At 72.0% G+C, this 23,105-nt stretch carries 18 protein-coding genes and 1 pseudogene; 11 read left to right on the forward strand and 8 right to left on the reverse strand.

The features are described 5' to 3' along the window. Window positions 1-111 precede the first annotated feature (111 nt). Window positions 112-1,437, forward strand: a complete 1,326-nt coding sequence (locus ACIRQF_RS00420; protein ID WP_404087559.1) for a PQQ-binding-like beta-propeller repeat protein — start codon at window positions 112-114, stop codon at window positions 1,435-1,437. A 35-nt stretch (window positions 1,438-1,472) separates the two neighbouring features. Here ACIRQF_RS00420 and ACIRQF_RS00425 read toward each other — a convergent pair whose 3' ends face one another. Then, window positions 1,473-2,462 carry an ArsR/SmtB family transcription factor gene (locus tag ACIRQF_RS00425; protein WP_404087560.1) on the reverse strand — a complete coding sequence of 330 codons (990 nt, stop codon included), beginning with the start codon at window positions 2,460-2,462 and terminating at the stop codon, window positions 1,473-1,475. A 214-nt stretch (window positions 2,463-2,676) separates the two neighbouring features. Continuing rightward, a complete protein-coding gene (locus tag ACIRQF_RS00430) occupies window positions 2,677-3,477 on the reverse strand; it encodes a peptidoglycan DD-metalloendopeptidase family protein (RefSeq protein WP_404087562.1) in 801 nt (266 codons plus the stop codon). Between the two features lie 827 nt (window positions 3,478-4,304). Here ACIRQF_RS00430 and ACIRQF_RS00435 point away from each other — a divergent pair. Next, on the forward strand, window positions 4,305-5,591 hold the full coding sequence (locus tag ACIRQF_RS00435; RefSeq protein WP_404087564.1) for a hypothetical protein: 1,287 nt from the start codon (window positions 4,305-4,307) through the stop codon (window positions 5,589-5,591). A gap of 89 nt (window positions 5,592-5,680) precedes the next feature. Here ACIRQF_RS00435 and rph read toward each other — a convergent pair whose 3' ends face one another. Further along, entirely contained in the window at window positions 5,681-8,344 is a 2,664-nt protein-coding gene (gene rph / locus ACIRQF_RS00440; protein ID WP_404087566.1) for a rifamycin-inactivating phosphotransferase, read from the reverse strand. Between the two features lie 460 nt (window positions 8,345-8,804). Here rph and ACIRQF_RS00445 point away from each other — a divergent pair, with 460 nt between their 5' ends. The 3 genes from ACIRQF_RS00445 (at window position 8,805) to ACIRQF_RS00455 (ending at window position 11,949) form a co-directional block, all read left to right on the forward strand. Further along, the gene (locus ACIRQF_RS00445) at window positions 8,805-9,923 is read left to right on the forward strand and encodes a pentapeptide repeat-containing protein (protein WP_404087568.1); all 1,119 of its coding nucleotides are present in this window, start codon (window positions 8,805-8,807) and stop codon (window positions 9,921-9,923) included. A gap of 567 nt (window positions 9,924-10,490) precedes the next feature. Further along, window positions 10,491-11,762, forward strand: coding sequence for a ferric reductase-like transmembrane domain-containing protein (locus tag ACIRQF_RS00450; protein ID WP_404087570.1), 1,272 nt, complete (start codon window positions 10,491-10,493; stop codon window positions 11,760-11,762). Then, window positions 11,755-11,949: a hypothetical protein gene (locus ACIRQF_RS00455; RefSeq protein ID WP_404087572.1), complete on the forward strand. Its 195-nt coding sequence runs from the start codon at window positions 11,755-11,757 to the stop codon at window positions 11,947-11,949. Before ACIRQF_RS00450 ends, ACIRQF_RS00455 begins: the two co-directional genes overlap by 8 nt. 256 nt (window positions 11,950-12,205) lie before the next feature. On the opposite strand, the gene ACIRQF_RS00460 is transcribed toward ACIRQF_RS00455, so the two are convergent. Further along, entirely contained in the window at window positions 12,206-13,228 is a 1,023-nt protein-coding gene (locus ACIRQF_RS00460) for a beta-propeller fold lactonase family protein (RefSeq protein WP_404087574.1), read from the reverse strand. Between the two features lie 604 nt (window positions 13,229-13,832). Here ACIRQF_RS00460 and ACIRQF_RS00465 point away from each other — a divergent pair. Beyond that, the gene (locus tag ACIRQF_RS00465) at window positions 13,833-15,212 is read left to right on the forward strand and encodes a condensation domain-containing protein (protein WP_404087576.1); all 1,380 of its coding nucleotides are present in this window, start codon (window positions 13,833-13,835) and stop codon (window positions 15,210-15,212) included. 169 nt (window positions 15,213-15,381) lie between these two features. On the opposite strand, the gene ACIRQF_RS00470 is transcribed toward ACIRQF_RS00465, so the two are convergent. Beyond that, window positions 15,382-15,759, reverse strand: coding sequence for a hypothetical protein (locus ACIRQF_RS00470; RefSeq protein WP_404087578.1), 378 nt, complete (start codon window positions 15,757-15,759; stop codon window positions 15,382-15,384). A 20-nt stretch (window positions 15,760-15,779) separates the two neighbouring features. Continuing rightward, complete coding sequence (locus tag ACIRQF_RS00475) at window positions 15,780-16,166, reverse strand: hypothetical protein (RefSeq protein WP_404087580.1); 387 nt, start codon at window positions 16,164-16,166, stop codon at window positions 15,780-15,782. Window positions 16,167-16,278: 112 nt separating this feature from the next. Between ACIRQF_RS00475 and ACIRQF_RS00480 the strand changes: the two genes are divergently transcribed. Together ACIRQF_RS00480 and ACIRQF_RS00485 are read left to right on the forward strand one after the other, a co-directional pair. Continuing rightward, on the forward strand, window positions 16,279-16,620 hold the full coding sequence (locus ACIRQF_RS00480) for a MarR family transcriptional regulator (RefSeq protein WP_404087582.1): 342 nt from the start codon (window positions 16,279-16,281) through the stop codon (window positions 16,618-16,620). A 180-nt stretch (window positions 16,621-16,800) separates the two neighbouring features. After that, the gene (locus tag ACIRQF_RS00485) at window positions 16,801-17,367 is read left to right on the forward strand and encodes a dihydrofolate reductase family protein (RefSeq protein WP_404087584.1); all 567 of its coding nucleotides are present in this window, start codon (window positions 16,801-16,803) and stop codon (window positions 17,365-17,367) included. Between the two features lie 14 nt (window positions 17,368-17,381). Here ACIRQF_RS00485 and ACIRQF_RS00490 read toward each other — a convergent pair whose 3' ends face one another. Continuing rightward, window positions 17,382-18,395, reverse strand: coding sequence for a helix-turn-helix transcriptional regulator (locus tag ACIRQF_RS00490; protein WP_404087586.1), 1,014 nt, complete (start codon window positions 18,393-18,395; stop codon window positions 17,382-17,384). Between the two features lie 62 nt (window positions 18,396-18,457). On the opposite strand from ACIRQF_RS00490, the gene ACIRQF_RS00495 reads away from it, so the two are divergent. The 3 genes and pseudogenes from ACIRQF_RS00495 to ACIRQF_RS00505 form a co-directional block, all read left to right on the forward strand. Continuing rightward, entirely contained in the window at window positions 18,458-19,072 is a 615-nt protein-coding gene (locus tag ACIRQF_RS00495; protein ID WP_404087588.1) for a TIGR03086 family metal-binding protein, read from the forward strand. A gap of 239 nt (window positions 19,073-19,311) precedes the next feature. Continuing rightward, window positions 19,312-20,487 carry a PP2C family protein-serine/threonine phosphatase gene (locus ACIRQF_RS00500; protein WP_404087590.1) on the forward strand — a complete coding sequence of 392 codons (1,176 nt, stop codon included), beginning with the start codon at window positions 19,312-19,314 and terminating at the stop codon, window positions 20,485-20,487. Between the two features lie 535 nt (window positions 20,488-21,022). Continuing rightward, a pseudogene (locus ACIRQF_RS00505) lies at window positions 21,023-22,036 on the forward strand (DNA topoisomerase IB); the annotation flags it as partial. A 91-nt stretch (window positions 22,037-22,127) separates the two neighbouring features. On the opposite strand, the gene ACIRQF_RS00510 reads toward ACIRQF_RS00505, so the two are convergent. Continuing rightward, window positions 22,128-22,655 (reverse strand): histidine phosphatase family protein, encoded by a 528-nt coding sequence (locus tag ACIRQF_RS00510; protein ID WP_376634130.1) that lies wholly within the window; start codon window positions 22,653-22,655, stop codon window positions 22,128-22,130. Window positions 22,656-23,105 lie beyond the last annotated feature (450 nt).

Genomic DNA, 23,105 nt, shown 5'->3' on the forward strand with positions numbered 1-23,105 from the left:
ACAGGAGATGCGCCGTCTGTCCGGGCGGGCCGACTCTCTATGATGATCGCCGCCGAGGAGCGCGGGAACTCCCGTGGACTCCTGACAGCAACAGGCTCGGGGGGAGTCGGCATGACCATGCGGGACAACGAGGTGCCGTCCGGCAGACGGAGTCGGCGGCGCACCCTGGCGACAGGCATGGTCCTTGTCGCCCTCTGCTCGCTCGCCACGGGATGTGGATTCGGGAACGAGACCATGGGCGTCGTCTGGGACACCCCTGCGGATCGCAAGGCCGAGCCGCACGGGATGGGGGCCTGGCTGTCCGGCGACATGCTGGTCCGCAGCCGCTTCGACGCGGTGACCGGGTTCAGTGCCGCCACCGGCGTGCGGAGCTGGGAGTACGTGCCGCCCGGCCGCTCGGTGGTCTGCCACGCCACGGCCGACACCGTCCGCTCGGTCCTGGTCCTCATCCGTGACGGGGACGGCGCTTCCTCCCCGGCCAAGGACACGTCCTGCACCACCGCCGTCGGCATCGACATGAAGAATGGCCGCGAGCTCTGGCGGGCCCCGCTCAGCAAGCCGGAGCCGCTCCGCTTCCAGGACTCCTCGGTGTCCGCAGGCGGCGGCGTCGCCCTGCTCCTCCAGAAGGACGAGCTGCGCGCCGTGGACGTGCGCACCGGAACGCCCCGCTGGAAGGCGGCCCTGCCGAAGGACTGCGTCCCGGGCCGGACAGCAGCGGGCGAACGACAGGTCGCCGCCCTCCTCGCCTGTGGCGGCGACGACAACCCCTGGGACGAGAAGGTCGCGGAGGACGCCGAACTGCACGCCGCCGCTTTCGATCCGGCCACCGGGGCGCTCAAGTGGTACGCCCCGCTCGGGGGCCGACAGGCCATCGGCTACAACGCCTCCGCGGCCTTCGTGTCGGCCGACCCGGTGGTCGTGGCCGCCTCGGAGTCCGGGGACTCCGACCAGGGGGCGTACTTCTCCTTCGGCCGGGACGGCCGCCCGAACCCTCCGGTCGACTTCAGCGGCCCGTACGGCGAGATCACGTTCCACAACAGACTCACGGCGACGGCGGACGACCGCAGGCTCTACGTCATGCCCGAACCCCCGACGAAGAGATCCCGTGACAGCCGGCACCACCTGACAGCCTTCGACCTGGCCACCGGGGCGCCGGTCTGGGGCGCTACCCCTGACGACGACCGGCTCGACGGCGACAGCGGATACCGTCTCCTCGTCCAGGACGGGAAGCTCACCGTCCTCACCTCGCACCGCAGCAACCCCTACCGCGTCCGTGTCCTCGACACCGCCACCGGTGAACAGCGCGACATCCGCGACCTCCCCGATGACATGGATTCAGTAGACAAGATCTTCGCGTACCAGGGGCGGCTCATCGTCGCCCGCTATGACGCCTATTCGACGGGGTCCAGGCCCTTCACGGCCTACGAACGCCGCTGACGCACCGCCACACAGCCGTCGCGCCCCGCGTCGTCTCAGCCCAGGGCCCCGTCGAGGAGCGCCGCGCCCAGGCGGGTCCTGTGATGGAGCACCCGTACGCCTTCACGGTGCGACAGCAGCAGTCCTGCGTCACGGAGCACCGAGGCGTGGCGGCTCGCCGTGGAGGGGGCGAGCCGGAGGGCGGTGGCGAGGTCGGTGGTGGTCATGGGGCGGTCCAGCATTCGCAGCAGCTCGGCGCGCGAGGACCCGATGAGCTGCGCCGCCGGGCCGGTCGGGGTGCCGCGCCGGCGTTCGAGCCAGCCGGGTGCGGGCGCGAGCGGATGGACGAGGACGGGTGGCAGCGACTCGTTCACCAGGGCCAGTGGAGCGCGCACGCAGAAGAAGGCCGGAACCAGGGTCAGCGCCCTGCCGCGCAGCAGCAGTGCGCGGTCCACGGGGTACGGGGCGCGCAGCCGGCCCTGCCGGTATTCCCACCCGGGCAGGTCGTCGTAGCCCGTCAGCATGCCCTCCGCACCGTGGGTGAGTGCCGCCTCGGCACGCCGCGCCCGGTCGGACGCCGCCTGGGCCCGTATCACGGGGAGGTACGGCTCGACGGCGACGCGGTGGTAGGCGCGCAGCGAGTCGCCGAGCCGGCGCAGCGTCCGGGGGCAGCCGTCGGCCAGCAGCCGCACGCCGGGCGGGACCGGGCCTCGGGTGTGGGCGTGGAGCCGGGTCAGTTCGGCGAGCAGGCGTCGGCGGGGAGTCGCGAGCAGTCGCTCGAGACCGGCCTCCATGTCGAGGTCGCCGCGCCCGGGGGTCAGGAAATCGGGAAAGTAGGCGCCGTCGGGGCACAGTCGCATCAGGTCGCGCGTGGCCGGCAGCAGGCCGCTCCGGCGCAGCGCGGCGCCGACCTCGCGGCGCCAGGGCCCGAAGGTGAGGGGGGCAGTCCGGTTCTGGAGGAGATGGAGGCTGAGCGCGGTCTCCCAGAGCGGGTCCACGCCGGCGGCCACGCGCAGCCGGACCAGCTCCTGGCTGGTGAAGTCCACCCGTAGCACGTGCACCCCCAGGAAGTCAGGGGCGCCTGATGGCGCCGGTCCGGCAGTCTATGCGCGTCGAGCTTTTGGCGCAGGCATGTCATAAGACTTTCGCCCGCAGGCACCGGCTGCCGGCTCGGTGCATGCGCCGGCGGGACCGTCCCGGCTCTCCGCCCGGACGGTCCCGCCGGTGTGCACCGCCGCGGCTCTGCGGCCCGGCGCCGCGTCAGCAGAGCGGCACACCGGGGAGCTGGGCGCTGGGGTGATCGATGTAGATGTTGCTGATGAAACCGTTCTGATCGCGGAGCTTGCTCCACCAGTTGTTCGTGTAGCCCTCCGCGTTGACGGTGTCGCCCTGCTTCTGGCAGAGCACCCGCACGGCCGTCGGGCCGCCCAGCGTCGTCACGACCGGCGCGGACAGCCGCGCGTCGGAACGCACGTTGACACCGCTGCCCCAGGTGTTGAAGGGCGTACCGGCGCCGCCGCAGGCGTTGTCGCTCGTCAGGTACGCCTGGTTGTAACTGCCCGGGTAGGACAGCCCGGCGCCGTTGATCACGATGTTCTGGCCCACACCGTTGTAGAGCTGCTCGTAGTGGATATGCGCGCCGGAGGAGTTGCCCGTGCTGCCGGTGGTGCCCACCTGCTGACCCTGGCTCACCCAGGCGCCGCTGGCCACCGAGTACGCGGAGAGGTGGAAGTAGTAGGTCTGCCAGCCACCGCCGTGGTCGATGACGATGTAGTTGCCGGCGCCGCTGGGCTGGGAGTGCCGGGTGGCCGTGCCCGCCGCCGAGGCGAGTACGGGGGTCCCCGCCGTCGCGCCGCCGTCGGCGCGGACGAAGTCGAGGGCGCGGCGCACCTCCGCCGAGTGATGGCTGTAGGTCCACCGCTGCCCGCAGGGGTACGGCGCCTTGAAGGCGGGCGCGGCGGTCACCGCCGCCTCCCCCGCGTGCGCGGGGGATACCGAAAGACCGGCCAGCGCCAGCAGCGCGGCAGCGACCAGGGCCGGAAGGCGTTTGAGGAACCTCACGATTGCTCCTAGGTGGGGGGACGAGGCCGGGCGGCGACGCGCCGGACGGGGGCGCTGTGAGACGTCGGGAACGTAACGGGAGGACGCGGCCCTGACAAGCGCGCGTCGGGCTCCTTCGACCAGGAACGAAACCCTTGCGGCGGAGCGCCGTTCCTCCTCACGCTGGCGTCCGCACGCCGGATGTCCGACGCCCCGTCAGCCGTCACCGCGCCCCCGAGGAGCCCTCGACCCATGCCCCGGCACGATCGGCCCTGCGCACCGCAGGGGCGCGGTGCCTTACCGGCCGCCGCCGCGCTGTTGATCCCTGCTCGACTCCCTGCTCGCGTCCTTGCTCGACTCCCTGCTCGACTCCCTGCTGGGCTCCTTGCTCGGCCCCTTGCTCGACTCCCTGCTCGGCTCCTTGCTCGACTCCCTGCTCGGCTCCCTGCTCGCCGGGGCGGCTGCCGCCTCTCCCACGTCGTACCGGGCGCCCCGTCCCGCCGCGGGAGCGACGGCCGCGGCGGGACGCGCTGCACTCGGCCACCCGCCGCGGGAACGACGGCGTCGACCAGTACTTCGGCATCCCCTCCGCCCCACCGGATCCACCCATCTGGCCACCCTCCCGGCCGGGGTGGGGGTCCTGGTGGGCTGTCAGGACCGGGGCGAGCGCGTCACCGTCCCTCCCTACGCCGACGACTGGGGGGGGGCGTACCTGCCGCAGTACCACGGCCGGGTCACCCAGATCCACGTCAGCTCGCCCGGCGACGAACTGACCGGCGTCCCCGACTGCTCCTGCCCCCGCTCCCGCGCGCCGCACTCATCCCCCCACGACCCGAAGGAGGCGCACCGTGCGCCGTACCGACAGATCTCGCTCCCTCCGCCGCCTGACCCTGGTCGCCGTCTCGATGACCGCCCTGTCCGCCTTCGCCCTCGGCTCCGGCCCGGCCGGCGCTCAGGAGCCGGCGGCGAACCGGGCCCCGGGGCCGGTGACCTGGCGGGCCGACCTCACGGCCGGCTCCGGTGACGAGGTCAACATCATCCGCGCCGGCGGGTCCCTGAGACTGCGTGACGGACGCCTGCGGCCCGCGTCGGTGCGTGCCGGCCAGGGCCAGGGCACCACCGTGCTGCCCGTCCGGGTGCTCGACCGGGCCGTGAACCGGATCGCGGTCGACCTCGACGCCACCTCGCCCGCAGGCACCAGGACGGCGGTCGACGTCCGCGGACGCGACGGTCTCGGACGCTGGACCGAGTGGCGCGAGGCGCGCGTCGGCGAACCCGCCGTGCTACCCCGGGCCGTCACCGAGGTCCAGGTCCGCCTCACCCTCGTCGGCGCACCGGCAGGCGCCACGCCGGAGATCCGCGGCCTCGGCCTGAGCGCGGAACTCGGCGCGCCCGCCCCCGATGCCGGGGCGAGCGGTGCGGCCGCCTCGGCCGCCGCCACCCCGTTCTCGGCCCGGGTGTTCGCCACCCGCGAGGGACTGGTCGGTGGGACCACCGCCAACGGCCACGTGATCGTCCCCAACGACCACTTCGTCGCCCTCCCGTCACGGCGCGGTCTGTCCCCCAAGGGCAGCGCCGAATACTCCGTGCGCGTCTGCGGCCCGGCCCGGTGCGAGACCGCGCCGGTCTGGGACGTCGGCCCCTGGAACACCCACGACGACCACTGGAACCCCTCCTCCGTCCGGGAGGCCTTCAAGGACCTTCCCCAGGGCAAGCCGGAAGCACAGGCGGCCTACGAGAACGGCTACCACGGCGGCCTTGACGAATTCGGTCGCCGGGTCCTCAACCCGGCAGGCATCGACCTGGCCGACGGCACCTTCTACAACGTCGGCCTCAACAACAACGGCTGGGTGACCGTCACCTATCTCTGGACCGGCGACGCCACCACCCGGTCCTTCCCCACCTGGGGAACCGGCGTGAACATCCGCAAGCAGGCCACGTCGGCGTCCACCCAGGTCGCCCAGCTCGCCGGCCCCACCACCGTTCGCGTCCAGTGCCAGGTGCACGGCCAACTCGTGCAGGTCGACGGCTACAGCAACGACGCCTGGTCCTACCTGCCGGACTACGGCGGCTACATCTCCAACATCTACATCGACGTCCCCGAAGGCTGGCTCCCAGGCGTCCCGACCTGCTGAACCGCCCCGCCGGGGTGGGGGGGCGGCGGTGGTACCGCGGGCCCGAGGCACCTGCGGTACCGCCGCCGTGAGCAACGGCGTCACACGGTTCAGGGCAGGATCTCGACGTACCCGCCGGTGCCGTGCACGCGGATCCGCTGGCCGTCCTGAATCAGCCGGGTGGCCCGGTCCACCCCCACGACAGCCGGGAGACCGTACTCGCGGGCGATCACCGCTCCGTGGGTCATCAGGCCGCCCACCTCGGTCACCAGGCCCGCGGCCCCGACGAACAGCGGTGACCAGCTGGGGTCGGTGAAAGCCGTCACGAGGATGTCGCCCGCTTCGAGGTCGGCGTCCGCGATGTCGAGGACGACACGGGCCCGTCCTTCCACGGTCCCCGCGGAGACCGGCAGGCCGATCAGCGCTCCCGGCGGTACGTCCTCACGCCGGTACGACCCGGTGAGGGCCTCGCCCTCCGAGGTGAGGACCCGGGGCGGGGTGAGCGCTTCATGGGACCGGAACTCCTCCTTGCGCTGCCGAAGCAGCTCGCCGAGCCGACCGGCCCGCGTGGACGGGTCGCCGGCGTCGGGGCCGTACGCCTGGCGGACGAGGTCGCGGAACTCCTGGAAGGTGAGGTAGAAGACATCGTCCCGCTCGGGCAGGACCCCGGCATCTACGAGGCGCGCCGCCTCCTGGAGCAGGGCCTGCTTGTAGAGGAAGTAGCGGCTGACGATGCCGTACTTCGGGTATTCGCGGTACCCGATGAAGGCGCGGACCGTGTCGATCATCCGCCGGGTCTCGTCGGCCTTGCGGTCCCCGTCCGGCAGATCGCGCAGACGTGACAGGACCTCCTGCGCCTTGGCGTGCGCCTTCCCGCGTCCCTCTTCGAAGCGCCGGGCGGCGGCGCCGGCCTCGAAGTTCCTGACGTTGTCGAGGATCACGGGGATCAGGGCACCGGGGCGCTCGTGCCAGCGCGGTCTGGTGATGTCGATCTCGCCGACGCAGCGCATGCCGTAGCGGGCGAGGTAGTCCTCGACGGCCTTCCGGGCCGCGGGACCACCGGGGAGCCGGCCGAGTCCGTCCAGGAAGCTGCCGTCTTCGACGCCCCGGTCGTGGACGTCCTGGAGGAACGCGACCACGTCCGGGTACGGACGGATCACGTCCGCGACGTCGAGCAGGGCCAGCCCCATCTCCGAGGTGACGTTGTCGGGGGCGGACAGGGTGAGGGTGTCGGCGGCGTTCTTCTCGCCCAGCCATTCCTGGAGCTTGTCGTTGAGCCACCAGGTGGCCTCCATGCCCGCCATGATCGCCTGGATGTTCAGCGGGTCGCCCACCACCCGCTTGTGTTCCGCGAAGGCCTTTTCGAGGTAGTCGAAGAGCTCCGGGCCCCTCTTGGTCCGGATGTCACGCTCCAGCGCCGCGATGGAGGTCCGGCTGCGCTCGATCAGCTCGCCGACCACGCCGGGGTCGGTCTCGACCGCGCTGGGCGCCCCGCTCCGCCCGCCCCCGGCAGCCGGACCGTCCGCGGCCCCCGTGTCCGGGAGCAGCGGGACGAAGCCGCGGCCGAGGACCGTTTCGAGGGCGTCCCTGACCAGCGGGTCGCCCTTCCCGAGCACGTCCAGAAGGCCGGCGCGCGTCGCGGGTGCGGCCAGGCGCGGGGTGACGTCGACGAACAACCGTCCGCCGGCCTCGTGCATCGGCACCATGGCCGTCGCCTGCCACATGGAGTAGCCCAGGGGCCTCATGGCGTCGGTCATCATCTGCCCGTGGCCGACCGAGACGTAGACGTGGTTGCCCCGGTCGCCCGCCGCAGGGACGGGGAAAAGGGTCGTGATCGGACGGCTCTGCACGATCCGGAAGCCGCCGCCCGCGTCCAGGCACCATTCGATGTCCTGCGGCCGTCCGAAGTGCGCTTCGATGCGCCGTCCGAGCCGGGCGAGTTCCACCACCTGCGCGTCCGTCAGCGCCGGCAGTTCCTGCTCGTGCACACCGACCGGCACGACGTCGGTGCCGCCGCCCGGCAGGGGCTGCACCGCACGCTGTTTGGCGGCGATCGTCCGGGAGACGATCTCGTCGTCGCGCACCGTGAAGACGTCCGGGTTGACCAGTCCGGAGACGAGGGCCTCTCCGAGGCCGAAGCCGGCCTCGACGGTGGCGACCTTCCGGTTGCCGGAGACCGGGTCGGCGGTGAACAGGATTCCGGACGCCTTCGGGAAGACCATCCGCTGCACGACGACGGCCATGTGGACGGCACGGTCATCGATGCCGTTGCGCCGCCGGTAGACGACGGCCCTGTCGGTGAACAGGGAGGCCCAGCACCGGCTGATGTGCCGCAGGACCTCCGCCGGGCCCACGACGTTCAGGTAGGTGTCCTGCTGGCCCGCGAACGAGGCCGTCGGAAGGTCCTCCGCAGTGGCGCTGGAACGCACGGCGCAGGGCACGTCCGCGCCGAGCCTGGCGAGTCCGCCGGTGACCGCCTGCACGAGCTGTTCCGGGAGTTCGATGTGCTCGACGGTCCGGCGGATCTGCGCGCTGAGCGTGCACACGCCGTCCAGGTCCTCGGCGTCGAGGCCGGCCAGCCGGTCGAGCAGACCCGCGAGCGACGGGGCGTCCGCCACGATGTTCCGGAAGGCATCCGTCGTCACGCAGAACCCGTCCGGAACGCTGACGCCGTCGATGCGTGACAGGCCGCCCAGGTGCGCGCCCTTCCCGCCGACATGCGCGATCCGAGTCCCGTCGATCTCCTTCAGGTCCACCACGTACTGCTCGATCACTCGCTAACCACCTCTGAGAAGAAGACGGAGAAGAGGCCCGCGCACGCCACGCCGCGTCCGCGCGCGGCGTGCAGGCGAGCCGTGGCCTGCTGGCCTCAGGCCCACGATCCTGCTGGCCTCAGGCCACGAGCCTGCTGGCCTCAGGCCCACGATTGTGCGTCGTGGCCGGGGCCTTGTGGCAAGCCCCCCACTGCGCTATACGTTGAAGAGGGCAAGGAGACCACTCTCCTTGCCCTTGTCGTTTCCCGCCGCCCCCGCCCCTCGCGCCTCCCTCGGTTCCGCCAGGCCTCTGGCGGTTCCGCCACGCGGATGCCCGTGCCGCCCGACGCGGCGGCGGCCGGACGCGCGGCCTCCAGGGCGGAGGCGATGGCTCTGGCAGGCTGCCCTGCGAGTCGGCCCAGTCGGTGATGCGGTCGGGACGCGGGCGGGTTGGAATGCCTACGTGGGAACGTCATCCGGCATGAGGAACGCTGCTCTGCGGCGGATGGACCGCGCCGCGCGTAGGCGGGCGGCGGGACGCCGCCGTCGCCGTCGCCTGCGGGTCTTCGGCGGGCGCCGTGCGGGCGGCCCGGGGCAGCAGCAGGTTTGGGCCGGGCTGCTGGTGGGCGCGCTGCCCGGGCTGGCCGCGGTGGCCGCGGTGCTGTTCACCTGGATGTCCGTCGGGCAGACCCAGGAGGAACTGCGGATCAGCCGCGAGGCTCAGATCACCGGTCGGTACACCGCTGCTGTCGCCAGTCTCGGTTCCGACTCCGCTGACGTACGGGTCGGTGGCATCTACGCGCTGGAACGCATCATGCGCGACTCGCCACGTGACCAGGCGACAGGCCTGTCGGTGATCGCCGCCTACGTCCGCGCGCACGCACGTCTACCCGTCGGTCAAGTCCACGACGCCGGTGTCGCCCAGCCCCTCCCCGTGGACCTCCAGGCGGCCGTGACCGTACTGGCCAACCGGCCTGTCGACATCACGGACACGACGCGGCTCCAACTGCGCTACGTCAGCCTGCGGGGTCTGGCCGACATGGGCGACCTGGATCGTGCACGGCAGGACCTCCACGAACAGCGCTACGAAGACCTCGTCCTGCGCAGTCCCGCGTACCGGGCGAATCTCCTGCGGGCCGACCTCACCGGATCCGACCTGCGCGACGCCTCCCTGGTGAACGCCGGCCTCGGCGAGGCCCTTCTGAGCGGAGCAGACCTGAGGGGCGCCGACCTGCGCGAGACGGACTTCACCGGTGCCGCCCTGCGCGGAGCCGACCTGCGCGGAGCGAACCTCGCGGCCGCCGGCTTCTTCGGCAACGACATGCGTGGCGTGCGACTCGCCGACGTCCGCGCTCCGCGAGCGTCCTTCAGCCGGGCCGATCTGCGCGGTGTGGACCTTCGCGGCGCAAACCTGCACGGGGCCTACCTCGACCGGGCCGACCTGAGAGGCGCCGATCTCCGCGGGGCCGACATGTCGGACGCAGACCTGAGCGGCTCACGACTCGCGGGCTCCAAGCGGGAAGGCGCCAAACTGACCGGGGCGAACCTCCAGGGGGTCCAGCTGGAGGAAGAAGGAACAGTGGTCCCGCAGGTGGGCTGACCTCGCCTCACCGGCCTGTCCGGGGCAGAAGTTCCCACTATTCGCACCACAGACGCCTCCCGCCGCGCGCGGGCCACGGACCATCGCCGTTCGACTGCGGCAAGGTGCGGGCGCGGTGCGCGGTGCGCGAACGGGAAACGGGTGGGGGTGCGGGTGCGGGTGCGTGAACTCGTACGGGATCGGGTGGTGCCCGCTCCCCGGTCGCGTACGGACCGTGCCGCCGGGGCAGGCCCACCCGGGTCCGGCCGCCCTTCGGGTCGGGGCTTAACCGGTCGTAAGGGGCTGCTCAAGGGGGCCTTAAGGGTTGGCCGGGAGAGGCCCGATCGGCCGTTTCGCGGGGCAGGCGGCCCTAGTGTGCCGGACGTGACCACCGAGACCCCGCATCCCCTCTACACCCCGCTCACCGTGCCGATGACGCCGTCGGAGCGGCCTGCCCCCGTCCCTTCCACGCCGACCACGCCAGGGGTCCGGCGCGTACCGTCCGCGGCGTTCGTGCCGCCGCTCCGGCCGACTCGGCCGGGGTCTGCGCGGCCCCGCGTTGCGCCGGCCCGGCTGCGTGGGGCGGTCATGGCGGGCGCGGGTGTGGTCGCACTCGGTTGGGGCGTGCAGGCGCGGCCGTCCGCCCGCCTCGACGCGGTCTTCGCGAGCGGTGCGCATCTGACGGGGCTGCTCGCCGGGTACGGAGTTCTGGTCATGCTGGTGCTGATGGCCCGGGTTCCGGCGGTCGAGCACGGAATAGGTGCCGACCGCCTGGCCCGATGGCACGCGCGCGGTGGGCGCCACGTCCTCGGCCTCGTCGCCGCCCACGGGCTGCTGGCCCTGTGCGGCTACGCCGTCCACACCGACACCGACCTGGTGGAGGCCGTCGACAGCCTGCTGCGCTATCCGTGGATCGCCGCCGCGTGCTTGGGCACACTGTTGTTCGGCGTAGTCGGCGTCACGTCGGCGGCGGCCGTCCGGGGCAGAATCCGGCACGAGACATGGCGGCGGCTGCACCTGCTGAGTCATCTCGCCGTCGCGGCCGGGTTCGTCCACCAGCTCGCCGGACCCGACCTCTCCGGCGGGGTGCTCACCGCCTGGCTGTGGTCGATGGCCCATGCGACCGTCGCCGTCGTTCTCGTCTGGTACCGACTCGTCGTCCCGCTCCGGCGGGCACTGCGACATGACCTGCGCGTCGCCGAAGTCGTCGAGGAGAGTCCCGACACCGTCTCCGTGCTCATGCGCGGCACCGAACTGGCGGAACTGCGGGCCGAGCCTGGGCAGTTCTTCCGCTGGCGCTTCCTGCAGCGCGGCCTGCGCTCCACCGCGCTGCCCTTCTCCCTCTCCGCGCCCGTACACGACGACACACTGCGCATCACCGTGAAGGTACTCGGCGACCACACACGCCGCGTCCGCAGACTGCGCCCCGGCACACGGGTCCTGGCCACCGGCCCGTTCGGAGCACTCACCGCCCACCGGCGCACCCGCCCGAAGGTGCTCCTCCTGGCCGGCGGCGTCGGCATCACCCCCCTGCGGGCCCTGTTCGAAACACTGCCCGGCGGCCCCGGGGACCTCACCCTCCTCTACCGGGCCTCCAACGCCGGCAGCCTCGTCCTGCGCGAGGAGCTGGAAACCATCGCCCGAAGAAGACAAGCCGCGCTGTACTACCTCCTCGGCGGCTCCGACGACGCCTACGACCCCCTCGCCCCACGCGCCCTGCAAGCCCTGGTACCCGACCTCGCCGCCCACGACGTCTACCTCTGCGGGCCACCGGCCATGGCCCAAGCCGCAACCGCATCCCTGATCCGAGCCGGTGTACCGGCCGGCCGCATCCACAGCGAGGACTTCCGGCATGCCTAGACACCGTCGCGCCACCCGTCCCGTATCCGAGCAGCAGGCCAGACGACGCACCGCCGCAGGGCTGATCGGCGCCGGTGCACTCACCGCCACCCTCCTGACCGCACTCGGCACACCCGCCGCACCACCCGCTCCCGACCGAAAAGCCGCCGCCACGACCCTGGACACGGCCCGAGGCACCGACGACTGACACAGTGCCCCCGCACCCGGGCCTCCCACGCCGGCTGCGTACAGCACGAGGAGGCCGGGGAGGAGGCGACGGGGAAGTCGGCCCTGGCCCGGGGGCAGTGGTGTCCGACATGCGTCAGAGATACGTGAACGGATGCGGGAGTTGGCAGTCGGCGGCCAGAAGACGGGCAGCCGTCGGCTGGGTGCCGTCGGGATCGACTGCCGGGGGCGGCGACGAGGCAGCGGCCGGCTCCGCGCCGGTCCGCCGCGGGTCCGGCTCAGAGGTCGAGCACCCGGACGGTGTCGGAGTAATAGAGCGTGACGTAGGCGTGGCGGCCGTCCGGCGTCAAGGCGATACGGGTGGGGCCGTCCTTGACGGGGATGGTTTCGAGCACCGTTCGCGTCGTCGTGTCGATCACGGACACGCTGTCGGCGATCTCGTTGACGACGTAGGCGCGCCGACCGTCGGCGCTCACGGCGACGTCGGTCGCCTCCTCGCCGACGGCGATGGGGTCGCCGGTCACCTTTCCGGTGGCTGTGTCGACGACGTGCACGGTGGACGGCCGTGCCGTGACGTAGAGGCTGCGCCCGTCGGGTGTCACCGCGAGCCCGCACACGTAGCCGCCGATGCGGCCGGGCCAGCCGACGACCTTGCCGGTCGCGGTGTCGATCACGGAAACCGAGTCCGCTACTCCGTCGCCGGCGTTGGCGACGTATGCGCGGCGGCCATCAGGTGAGATGGCCAGGTCGATCGGGGAGTTGGTCGCCGGGCTGTCACCCACCCGGATCTCGTCGGTCCTCTTGCCGGTCGCCGTGTCGATCACGGACACGGTGCTCGACCACGTGTTGACGACGTAGACGCGGCGGCCGTCGGGGGTCACCGCGAGGCCGAGCGGCGTCTCGCCGACGCCGATGGAGCCGACCTTCTTGTTGGTCGCCGTGTCGATCACATGCACCGCGCCGTAGAGGGAGAACGGCGTGTCGGTGGTGACGTAGGCCCGGCGGCCGTCGGGCGTGATCGCCACGTCGGTCGCGCCGGGACCGACATCCACGTGGGCAACCACCTTCCGGGTGCTCGTGTCGACCACGGCCACCGTGCCCTGCTCGGTGGCGACGACGTAAGCGTGCCGCCCGTCCGGCGTCAGCGCGACGCCGTACGGACTGCTGCCGACACGGACGGAGGACCCGGGCGGCGCACTCTGCGCGGACGCCGCCGGCGCCACGAGGGCGCCCACCAGGGCGAGCAGAACGGCCAGCACGAAGCGGATGACGGGGTGCCGGCGGTTGGAGAAGGTGCTCATGACGCCTCCTGCCCCTCTTCCAGGATCGCCTGTCCGGCCATGCCCGCAACCGGAGTTCGGCCGCGGCCCGGTGCCGTCCCACCACCGCCCCTCGTACGTCGGCGCCCAACGTTCCAGGAACGTCGCCGCCCCCTCCTGGACGTCCCACGAGGTCATGCAGAGCTGCTGCGCCGCGAAGGCGGTGCGCTGTCGCGCTCCGGGCCCCGCACAGGCCCGGGCAGAATCCCTGAGCAGCGCTCACGTGCGGTCTCTGCCGAGTACCGGATCGCGTACTCCCATTTTGGCATCGCCCGCAGCGGGGTGCCCTGGTGAAAAGCGGCCTATCGCCTCTGCGAGCCCGACAGTGGGGGCATGCCGCGAGCCAAGGACGCGGGCTCCGGAACAGCTTCAGACCGGTCTCTGCCGGGCGCCGCGGCACAGCCACCTGCGTCACGCCGTCGACTCCGGCCCCTCCCCCTCTGCCGTGGTGGCAGGTGCTCCTGTGCGAGTCGGTGAGGGCCCGGGCCGCCACTCGTTCCGAGGTCACCGGTGTCCGTTGGGTGGGACGTTCGTTGGACCTGGAGTCACCTGGTCGGGGGCGTTTTCCCGTGGACGGAGCTTGGCGTTGCGATTGACCGACATCCATCAGTGCGAGGTCCGGCCGGGACGGCTCGTCGAGTTCACGTTGAGTCCGGCGACCGTGGCGGCGGCGAGGGAGCTTCCGGACGACGCCCGACCGCCCGCGTACATCCAGGAGTCGCACTTGCGGACGGTGCGGTCGGCGCGCGAGGAGGGGTCGTTCCTGCGGACCTGGCTGGGAGTCGCGTTCGATCTGCCTGGCGAGGTGGACCTCGACGCCCTTGAAGCGGCGCTGCAGCTGTGGACGCTCCGGCACGAGACGTTGCGCAGCGGGCTGCGCGAGGTCGGCGGCGGCGTGCGCCGTTTCACCCTTGATGCGGACGCGGTCGCGCTGTCCCGCACGGTGATCGGCGACTTTCCCGATGCGGAGAAGCTCGCCGGTCACCTCGAAGCACGCTTCGGTCAGGCGACCTACGCGCTGGGCTGGCCGAACTTCCTGTACGCGGCGGTTGTCCGGGACGAATCCACCAGCGTGTACATGGTTTTCGACCACAGCAACGTCGACGGCTGCTCCATGCTCCGGATTCCCGGCGCGGTCCGGGCGCTGTACGAGAGCGCTGCGGCGGGCCGCGGTGGGCAGCCTGTCGCTGACAGCAGCTACGTCGACTTCTGCGAGTTGGAGCGGGTCGACGCCGACCGGATCGACGCGGGGCACGAAGCCGTGGTCCGCTGGCGCGAGTTCATCCGGCGCTGCGGCGGCGCGATGCCCAACTTCCCGCTGGAACTGGGTCTGGGAGCCGGTCCGCGGATGCCTGAGCAGAGGGTGACGAGCGGGATGGTCGTCGACGCGGACACCGCCGAGGCGTTCGAGGCGCTCTGTCGGCCCTACGGTGGAGGGATCGTCGGCTACCTCGCCGCCACGAGCCTGGCCGTCCAGGAGATCAACCCGACGGACGTCTTCCGCACGGTCGTCCTCTTCCACACCCGGGCCAAGTCCCGCTGGTCCGACTCCGTCGGCTGGTACGTCGGTGGTGTGCCCGTCGAGATTCCCTGCGCGCGCCCCTCCTCCTTCCCGGACGCCCTCGCGACCGTACGCGGCGCCCTGCGAGCCAACCGCTTCCTGGCTCGGATCCCCCTCGCCCGCGTGATGCACCTGCTCGGCGACGAGTTCGCCATGGAGTCGTCCGAGCACGTCTCCCTCTCCTATCTCGACGGCCGGGACACTCCGGGATCCGAGGGCTGGGAGGAGCAGCGGGTGTACGGACTGGGCGGAGTGACATGCGGCGACAAGGTCGGCGTCTGGATCAACCGTGTGCACGAGGGGGTCTGGCTCGCCTGCCGGTACCCCGATACCGCTGTCGCCGACAAGAGCATGCGCCAGTACGCGGAGCGTATGAGGGACATCCTTCTGACAGCGATCTCGTAGGTCCACGAGCGGTAGCAGGCCCGTCCCGCAGCCGTAAGGTCGGTGAGCGGGACGCGGCGGAGGCCACCTCGCCTCGTACGGTCCGCGGGCGCCGGTCTCGTACGGGATGCCGATCGTCCGCCGGGTGCTCACTGCTCTGCCGGATCCGGGCGGGGTCGGTTTGGGGGCGCTACACGTTCTTCGGTGGCGTCCGCCTCGCCGTGGCCGACCGCGCTGTCTCCCGCTGGGGATCGTCCTGGTCCTGGCACGGAGGGGGTGGGGTGACGAGGAGGTAGCCGTCGGGGTGATCGGTCGTGGTGAGTCCCGCGCTGGTGATGACCGTGGTGACGGCGATGTGCAGGGCAGCGCGGATGCCGGGGATCAGGACGGAGGCGCGGATGTCGGGGTCGGCGGCGTGGGCGGTGATGGTGGGGCGGATGAGGTGGTCGGCGTGCCAGGACACGACCACGCCGTCGCCGTCGTGGACATGGGCGGTCAGGCCACTGTCGGGGCCGAAGCCGGCTTCGGCGAGGACGGCCTGGACCTGGTCGAGAAGTTCGCGGTCCATGGCGGGTCTCCCCCGGAGTGCTACCGGCCGACTTGGGGTGGGAAGCCGTAGAGCCTGCGGGTACGGGTGGTGTCGGGAACGTGGGCGAACCGGCCGCGTACGCCGGTGATCGCCACCGTGCGGTGTTCGGCCTCGGCCTGCCGGCGGACAGGGAGCAGGATGTTCGGGCCGGTCGCGTCGCAGACGGCGGTGGCGGACGTGTCCCCCACGGGCGACGCACCGTCTTCCCTGGAGGCGAGGGTGCGCATCAGGGCAGTGCGGAGGCCGTCGGCATCGTCCAGGCAGACGGTTCCTTCGACGCCGACGACGGTCTCTCCGGGCGGCTGGGTGGTGCGCACGCGGATCGGCTGCGGGGCGACGGCCCGAGCCGGCGTGGGGGCCGGGTGAGGGGTGGAGAGCGGGGACATGGAACCTCCTCGGCTGACCCTTCCCCCCGAATCCGAGTTTCCGACCTCCCGCAATACCCGTCAAGACTTACCTGCAATACGTATCGGGTTCTTTTCTGGGCATATCTTCCGTATGGGAGCAAAAGATGGCAGCAGTCAGGGATGGACGTTCCTCACCAGTCACGCCCGTGTCCTCCTGGCCATCGCGCGTGACCCCGACGTACGCCTGAAGGACCTTGCGACCAGCTGCGGCATCACCGAACGAACGGCCCAGGCGATCGTCACCGATCTGGAGGAAACCGGGTACCTCACCCGCAGCCGCTCCGACGACGCCCGCCGCAACCACTACCGGATCAACCCGGGCACCCCCTACCGCCACCCCGCCGAAGCCGGGCACGAGATCGCCGGGCTCCTCCACCTCCTGGCCGGCACCGATTCGCCCGCCGGTGGCGCCCCGGGCGATGGCGCGTCCTGAGCCCGGTCGCGGGCCGGTCGCGGGCCGGCCGCGGGCCGGCCGCGGGCCGGTCGCGGCGCCTCGTGGCGCAGCCGGTGCGGGCACGGCTGTGGGTTTTCGGCGAGCCCGGGCCGCGCACCGATGAGTTTCCCGCGTCAGGCTGGTCCGTACTCCGGACACCCACGAACGGAAGGCTGGGCCATGCGGAAACTGATCTACGGCATGAACCTGACCCTGGACGGCTACATCGCCGCCCCCGGCGACGACATCGGCTGGAGCGGTCCCCCGAGCGAAGAGCTGTTCCAGTGGTGGCTCGAACACGAACAGGCGAGTGGCCTGTCGCTGTACGGCCGCAAGCTCTGGGAGACGATGAGCTCCTACTGGCCGACCGGTGACCAGCAGCCCGGCGCCACCCCGGCGGAGATGGAGTTCGCGCGGAACTGGCGGGACACGCCGAAGGTGGTGTTCTCCTCGACGATCGACAAGGTCGACTGGAACACCCGTCTGGTCACCGGCGACGCGATCGCCGAGATCACCCGGCTCAAGGCCGAGGACGGCGCCCCGATGAGCATCGGCGGCGCGACGCTCGCCGGGGCGGCCATGCGCGCCGGGCTGATCGACGAGTACGCGATCGCCACCTATCCGGTCCTGGTGGGCGGCGGCACTCCGTTCTTCACCACGCTGGACAGCTGGGTGAACCTGAACATGGTGGAGACGCGGACGTTTCCCGGCGGCGTGGTCCTGACGAGGTACGAGACGAGGCGCTGAGCACGTGGGTGGCCTCATGCCGGTTCTGTGTGTGGGGGTGGGCGATGTTCTTCCTCGTGCAGGGCGGAGCCTGGGACGGCGCGAGGCGGTCCGTACACACCGGCCAGCTCGACCGCCAGACGTGCGAGCCGCTCCCTCGCCTCCGGAGGGTCCAGGACCTCGATGCGCGCCCCCAGGCCGGCCAGCTGTGTCGCGACGACCTCCGGCGTCGGCCCGTCGACCCGTATCTCCGTCCATCCGTCGGGGAGCACGGGACCGACGTGCAGACGCCCGTCGAACAGCCGCTCCAGGATCGCCATGGCGCCCGGCTCGGCCCGGGCCCGAACCGTCGCCGCGTACAGCCGCTCCTCCAAGCGCGCGGCGAACGAACGCCAGACCGTCGGCAGGTCGAAGCCGTGCGGCCGTACGACGGGTTCGCCGGTTGACTCGACCGAGACGACCCGGCTGAGCCGGAAGGTCCGCAGGCCCCGCTCCGTCTCGGCGACGAGGTAGTCGTGACCCGCCTTGGCCACGAGGCCGAGCGGATGGACGGTTCGCACGCCGACGGGTTTGCCGGGCCCCGCGTACCCGAGCCGCACCTGGATCCCGTCCACCACGGCCCGCCGGAGCACGTCGAGGTGCGGCCCGGCGGCCGTGACGTCGGCGCGCGACCAGGCCGTGCCGTCGTGGAGGCCGGCCCGCGACGCGGCCTCGGCGCCCGAACGCAGGGGTGCGGGCAGCGCGCGTACCAACTTCCGCAGTGCCGTGCGGAGCTCCGGCGTGGTGGACGCCGGGCCCGCGAGCAGGAACAGTGCCCGGATCTCCTCGGCGGTCAGGCCGGTGAGGTCCGTACGGGCGCCGCCGACCAGTGACCAGCCGCCGCCGCGGCCACGCTGCGAGTAGACGGGTATGCCCGCGGTGGACAGGGCCTCCAGGTCGCGGCGTGCGGTCCGCGGAGACACTTCGAGTTCGGCGGCGACCTCGGCCACGGTCACGCGGGTGCGCGTTTGGAGGAACAGCAGGGTCGCCACCAGGCGGTCGGCTCTCATGCCGACCATTCTCTTCCGGAAAGTGGCCAGGAGATGACCTGTTCGACTTCCAGGATGAGGGCATGACGAACACCGAGAACACCACGCGGCCCACTGTCACCCCTGACGCCCTCCAGGACCCTCGCCAAGGCCTGATGAAGGCCATCGCGCTGGCCGGACGTACCGTGGCCGCAGTCCGGCCCGAGCAGCTCGACGGGCCCACGCCCTGCACCGAATTCACCGTCCGGCGGCTGGCCGGACACCTCGTCGCCGTCCTGCGCAGGATCGCCCTTGCCGGGCGCGGCGGCGACGTGACGAGTCTCCCCACGGTCGCCGACGACCTCGCGGACACCGCATGGCAAGAGGCGTGGGACGCCGCGGTGCGTGAGGTCGAGGCGGCGTGGGCGGATCCCGCGATCCTGGGCCGGAAGCTGACCCTGCCGTTCGGTGAGCTTCCGGGGGCTGCCGCCGCGGCCGTCTGGACCTCGGAGTTCACCGTGCACACCTGGGACGTGGCCACCGCGACCGGCCAGCTCCCGGACTGGGACCCCGAGCTCGTGGCGATCTCGTACGCCGCCATGAGGCGCGGGCTGCCGGACGGCCCGCGTGACGGTGCGCCGTTCGGGGCCGCGGTGGACGTAGACGCGGACGCGCCGGCCATCGACCGCCTCGTGGCGTGGTGCGGACGCAAGCCCTAGTCAGCATCCGATGCGGGCAGGGCGGCCCTGTGGCTGGGGTCGCTCTCCCGCACCTCCGGGGGCAGGGGGGACTTGCAGGGGGACTTCTCCTGGGCGATCACCTTTGCGTGCCCCGAGCGAGGACACCGCCCTCGGCGCCACGCCCCGCCGCGGCCGCGTCACGCGGCTCCTCTCCGTCGGCGCATAAGCTCGATGTCGGTGGCGGGGCAACGAACGGCACGCGGCGGAAGGGCCTGGTCATGGAACCGCACGAGAGGGCGCTGTCAGACCTGGTCGCCACTGCTCATCTGGCGCCGGGGCGGGACCTGGCCGAGCTCGTGTCCTCGGCGGGCCGGCAGATGGGCCTCACCGGCACCGCCGTCTATGTGGTGGACCTGCAGCAGGCAACGCTTGTAGCGCTCCCCCAACCGCTCCCGCCCGACGACCCGACACTCGACGTCGACAGCACGCTGGGAGGGCTCGCCTACCGCATGGAGCGGACTCAGCGCTCCGCCGACGGTAGGACCGTGTGGGTGACGATGGTCGACGGCGTCGAACGGCTCGGCGTACTGCAGGCCACGGCCGAGAACTTCGACGACGAGCTGATCGGCCGGTGCGAGGACCTGGCCGGGTTGGCCGCGCTGCTGCTCGTCTCCAAGTCCACGCACGACGACGCCCTGGTCGAGGCAGGGCGGCGCAGGACGATGACGGTGCAGGCCGAGTTGCTGTGGGCGTTCCTGCCGCCCCGGACGATCGGCACCTCGCGGGTGACCTCGTCCGCGGTCCTGGAGCCCGCGTATGACATCGGCGGGGATGCGTTCGATCACAGCTTCGTCGACGGGGCGCTGCACCTGACGCTGCTGGACGCCATGGGACACGACCTCGCCTCCGGGGGCGCGAGTGCGGCGGGGCTGGCAGCGTGTCGTGCCACCCGGCGCAGTGGCGGCTCGCTGGCGGACGTCATTCCCGCGATCGACCAGATCCTGAACGAGTGGTTCACCGACCGGCTGATGACCGCGATCATCGCCAACTTGGACGCCGAGGGCGGGACGCTGACCTGGGTCAACTGCGCGCACCCCGCACCGCTGCTGATCCGCAACGGCCGGGTCGTCCCTCGCATGCTGGAACGGCCGGCCGACCTGCCTCTCGGCTGGGGATTCCACACCACGGCCCCGCCAGCGGTGCACCGGATCCGTCTCCAGCCTGGCGACCGGGTCCTGCTGTACAGCGACGGCGTGACCGAGGCACGATCCGCCGCCGGCGACCTCTTCGGCGAACAACGACTGGCCGACACCGTGCTCCGCGCGATCGCCGCCGGCGATCCGGCCCCCGAAGCTCTCCGCCGTTTGGTCCAGAAGCTGCTCCATCACCAGGATCACCGGCTCCGGGACGACGCCACCATTCTCCTGATCGAATGGCACCCTCAGCGAGGCTGAAAAAGGAGCGGACGGGGCGGCCTGGGCAGTCGGCTGAGCACCGCCGCTCCGACGCGGGTTCTCGGCGGCCGGATCGACGCCTGTGCCCTTGCTTCTCCGAGCCGGGCCGCCGCCCACGACTCGGGGGGAGGGTCCGCAGGCGGCGGCTCGCATGGCACCTGCCCTACGAAGACCAGGACAAACCATTTCTTTATCGGGCGAATCGCGTGTCACGAATGTGGTCGCAGTGGTAGGCCATCGGATCCCAGATCCGCCACGGAACGGTCCGCAGGTCGGCGCTGTGGCCCGCCAACCAGACCTCCTCGGCCGTTCTCCTCCGCCACCTACCCGCCCCACCGGGATGCCCCATCGCGCCCGGGCCGGGAGCCGGCCGGCGCCGGCCGTCACGTACCCGCCGTCACGGACCCGGCCGTCGCGGGCACCGGGTACGCCGCCAGTGGCGGGGTAGGCGCCCGGCATGAAGCAGACGGAACACAGCCCGACGTGGGCCCTGCGCACGCAGGCCCACGCGGACGCGGACTGACCGAAGGTGGCCGTGCGCCTGCGGACGAGCGCCACGCACGGGCCGGGGTGGCGTCGGGTTCGCCACGGCCGGGGGTTCCGCTACCTGGGCGCGGACGGCCTCCCCCTGTCCCCGGCGGACCGTGAACGGGTGCGCGCCCTCGTGATCCCTCCGGCCTGGCAGGACGTCTGGATCTGCCCCTGGCCCAACGGCCACATCCAGGCAGTCGGGACGGATGCCGCCGGGCGGCGCCAGTACGTCTACCATCCGCACTTCCGCGACCAGCAGGACGCGGCCAAGCACGAGCACGTCCAGCGCGTCGCCCGCTCGCTGCCCCGTCTGAGGAAGCACGTGGCGAGGGAGCTGGACGGGCGCGGCCTGACCCGCGTCCGGGTGCTGGCCTGCCTGACCCGTCTCCTCGACCTGGGGTTCCTCCGCGTCGGCGGAGAGAGTTACGCCCGCGACAACGGGAGCTTCGGGCTCACGACCCTGCGACGGGAACACGCCACGTGTCGCGACGGCGAGATCCGTCTGCGCTTCCCGGCCAAGTCCGGCAAAGAGGTCACGCGCACCCTCGTGGACGAACAAGCCCACGCGGTGATCCGGGCACTGCTCCGGCGCAGGGAGCCCGGCCCGAGGCTGTTCGTGTACTGGGAACACGGGGCGTGGCACGAACTCCACGCCGATGACCTCAACGCGTACCTGCGGGACCGGTCCGGTCAGGACGTGACGGCGAAGGACTTCAGGACGTGGTACGCCACGGTGCTGGCCGCGGTCGCCCTCGCCATTTCCGAGGGCACCGCCGGCTCCTCCCCCGCCCGCCGGGGCCGGGCCGTGGCCCGCGCCGTACGCGAGGTCAGCGGCTACCTGGGGAACACGCCCGCCGTGTGCCGGGCGTCCTACATCCACCCGCGCGTCATCGAACTCTACGAGGAGGGGAAGACCGTCGCCGCCGCCCTTGGCACGCTGGGCGACGACGGCGCCTTCGGCCGGCCGGCTACCCACGGCCGCGTCGAACGCGCGGTTCTGCGGCTCCTGCGGTCCGAGCCGAGTGAAGCGCCCGGAGTCGACGTACCTGGCGACGGTCGCCCGGAGTCGACGTACCTGGCGACGGTCCGCCACCCGCCTGTTCCTGGGGTCAGTCGGCCGGTGACCAGACGGCCTCTACGGTCCCGCTGCCGGGGGCCAGCCCCCACCCGCCGGGAACATCCACCACCACCACGCCCGAGGTCGGGAATTTCGCCTTCACCCGCTCCAGAAGGTCCGGGGGTCCGCTACCGCACAGGCCGGCGGCCAGCTCGTGGATGCCCGAGTTGTGGCCGACCAGCGCCAGGGAGCCGAGACCGTTCGCCCGCTCCGCCAGCACCGTGACGAGCATGCTCGGGGCCGCGTTGTAGAGCCGCTCGTCGTACACGGCAGGCGGCGGGTACTCCAGCGCGGCGACCGCGAGCTGCCAGGTCTGCCGCGTCCTGCGGGACGGAGAGCACAGCACCAGGTCGGGCGCGAGACCGCGGTCCGCGAGCCAGCGGCCCGTCCGCGGTGCATCGGCCTTTCCGCGCGCGCTCAACGGCCGGTCGAAGTCGTCGATCAGCTGATCCTTCGGTACGGCCTTGGCGTGCCGCACCAACAGCAGCCGGCACGGGCCGGAGGTCTTCGGCTGGTCCATACCCGCCGCCTGCCCACCGCGGAGGTACGGAAACACCGGCTCGTTCGTGCGGTCAAGAAGAAGGCTGCGGCGAAGAAGGCGACGCCAAGAACACGGCGGGGAAGAGACCGCGGCGTCCTCGCGGGGCAGTCGCCCGAGCACGGCCGTGACGAGCGGTGCCGCCTGCGGGAAGGGGAGGAAACGCAGGCGGCACACGAGCCCGTCGCCGCCGCCCACGACTCGGGGGGTTGTTCGCAGACGGCGACGCTGCCGCCCACCTGCCCCCGAAAGCGGACCCGAAACAATGTCTTTCCGGGAAAAACCGGGGGGCATGGAGGCGGGGTTCGCGGGCATGCGGGAGGGGAGCGGAGACATGGCCGCTCCATCAGGGCCCCGCGGCCTCCCCCGTCCGCGAGGGCCCGGGCAGGGTGAAGACCGGCCCGCACTCGTGGTGTTGTGCGGGCCGGTCCG

The organism is Streptomyces sp. NPDC101191 (assembly GCF_044767915.1).
Taxonomy (GTDB): Bacteria; Actinomycetota; Actinomycetes; order Streptomycetales; family Streptomycetaceae; genus Streptomyces.

Excerpts from the sequence above, each read along its gene's own strand:
- ACIRQF_RS00500 (WP_404087590.1), top strand. The coding sequence starts at position 19,312 with ATGGAACCGCACGAGAGGGCGCTGTCAGACCTGGTCGCCACTGCTCAT.
- ACIRQF_RS00445 (WP_404087568.1), top strand. The coding sequence starts at position 8,805 with ATGAGGAACGCTGCTCTGCGGCGGATGGACCGCGCCGCGCGTAGGCGG.
- ACIRQF_RS00485 (WP_404087584.1), top strand. The coding sequence starts at position 16,801 with ATGCGGAAACTGATCTACGGCATGAACCTGACCCTGGACGGCTACATC.
- ACIRQF_RS00480 (WP_404087582.1), top strand. The coding sequence starts at position 16,279 with ATGGGAGCAAAAGATGGCAGCAGTCAGGGATGGACGTTCCTCACCAGT.
- ACIRQF_RS00455 (WP_404087572.1), top strand. The coding sequence starts at position 11,755 with ATGCCTAGACACCGTCGCGCCACCCGTCCCGTATCCGAGCAGCAGGCC.
- ACIRQF_RS00450 (WP_404087570.1), top strand. The coding sequence starts at position 10,491 with ATGGCGGGCGCGGGTGTGGTCGCACTCGGTTGGGGCGTGCAGGCGCGG.
- ACIRQF_RS00475 (WP_404087580.1), bottom strand. The coding sequence starts at position 16,166 with ATGTCCCCGCTCTCCACCCCTCACCCGGCCCCCACGCCGGCTCGGGCC.
- ACIRQF_RS00470 (WP_404087578.1), bottom strand. The coding sequence starts at position 15,759 with ATGGACCGCGAACTTCTCGACCAGGTCCAGGCCGTCCTCGCCGAAGCC.
- ACIRQF_RS00495 (WP_404087588.1), top strand. The coding sequence starts at position 18,458 with ATGACGAACACCGAGAACACCACGCGGCCCACTGTCACCCCTGACGCC.
- ACIRQF_RS00490 (WP_404087586.1), bottom strand. The coding sequence starts at position 18,395 with ATGAGAGCCGACCGCCTGGTGGCGACCCTGCTGTTCCTCCAAACGCGC.
- ACIRQF_RS00510 (WP_376634130.1), bottom strand. The coding sequence starts at position 22,655 with ATGGACCAGCCGAAGACCTCCGGCCCGTGCCGGCTGCTGTTGGTGCGG.
- ACIRQF_RS00420 (WP_404087559.1), top strand. The coding sequence starts at position 112 with ATGACCATGCGGGACAACGAGGTGCCGTCCGGCAGACGGAGTCGGCGG.
- ACIRQF_RS00460 (WP_404087574.1), bottom strand. The coding sequence starts at position 13,228 with ATGAGCACCTTCTCCAACCGCCGGCACCCCGTCATCCGCTTCGTGCTG.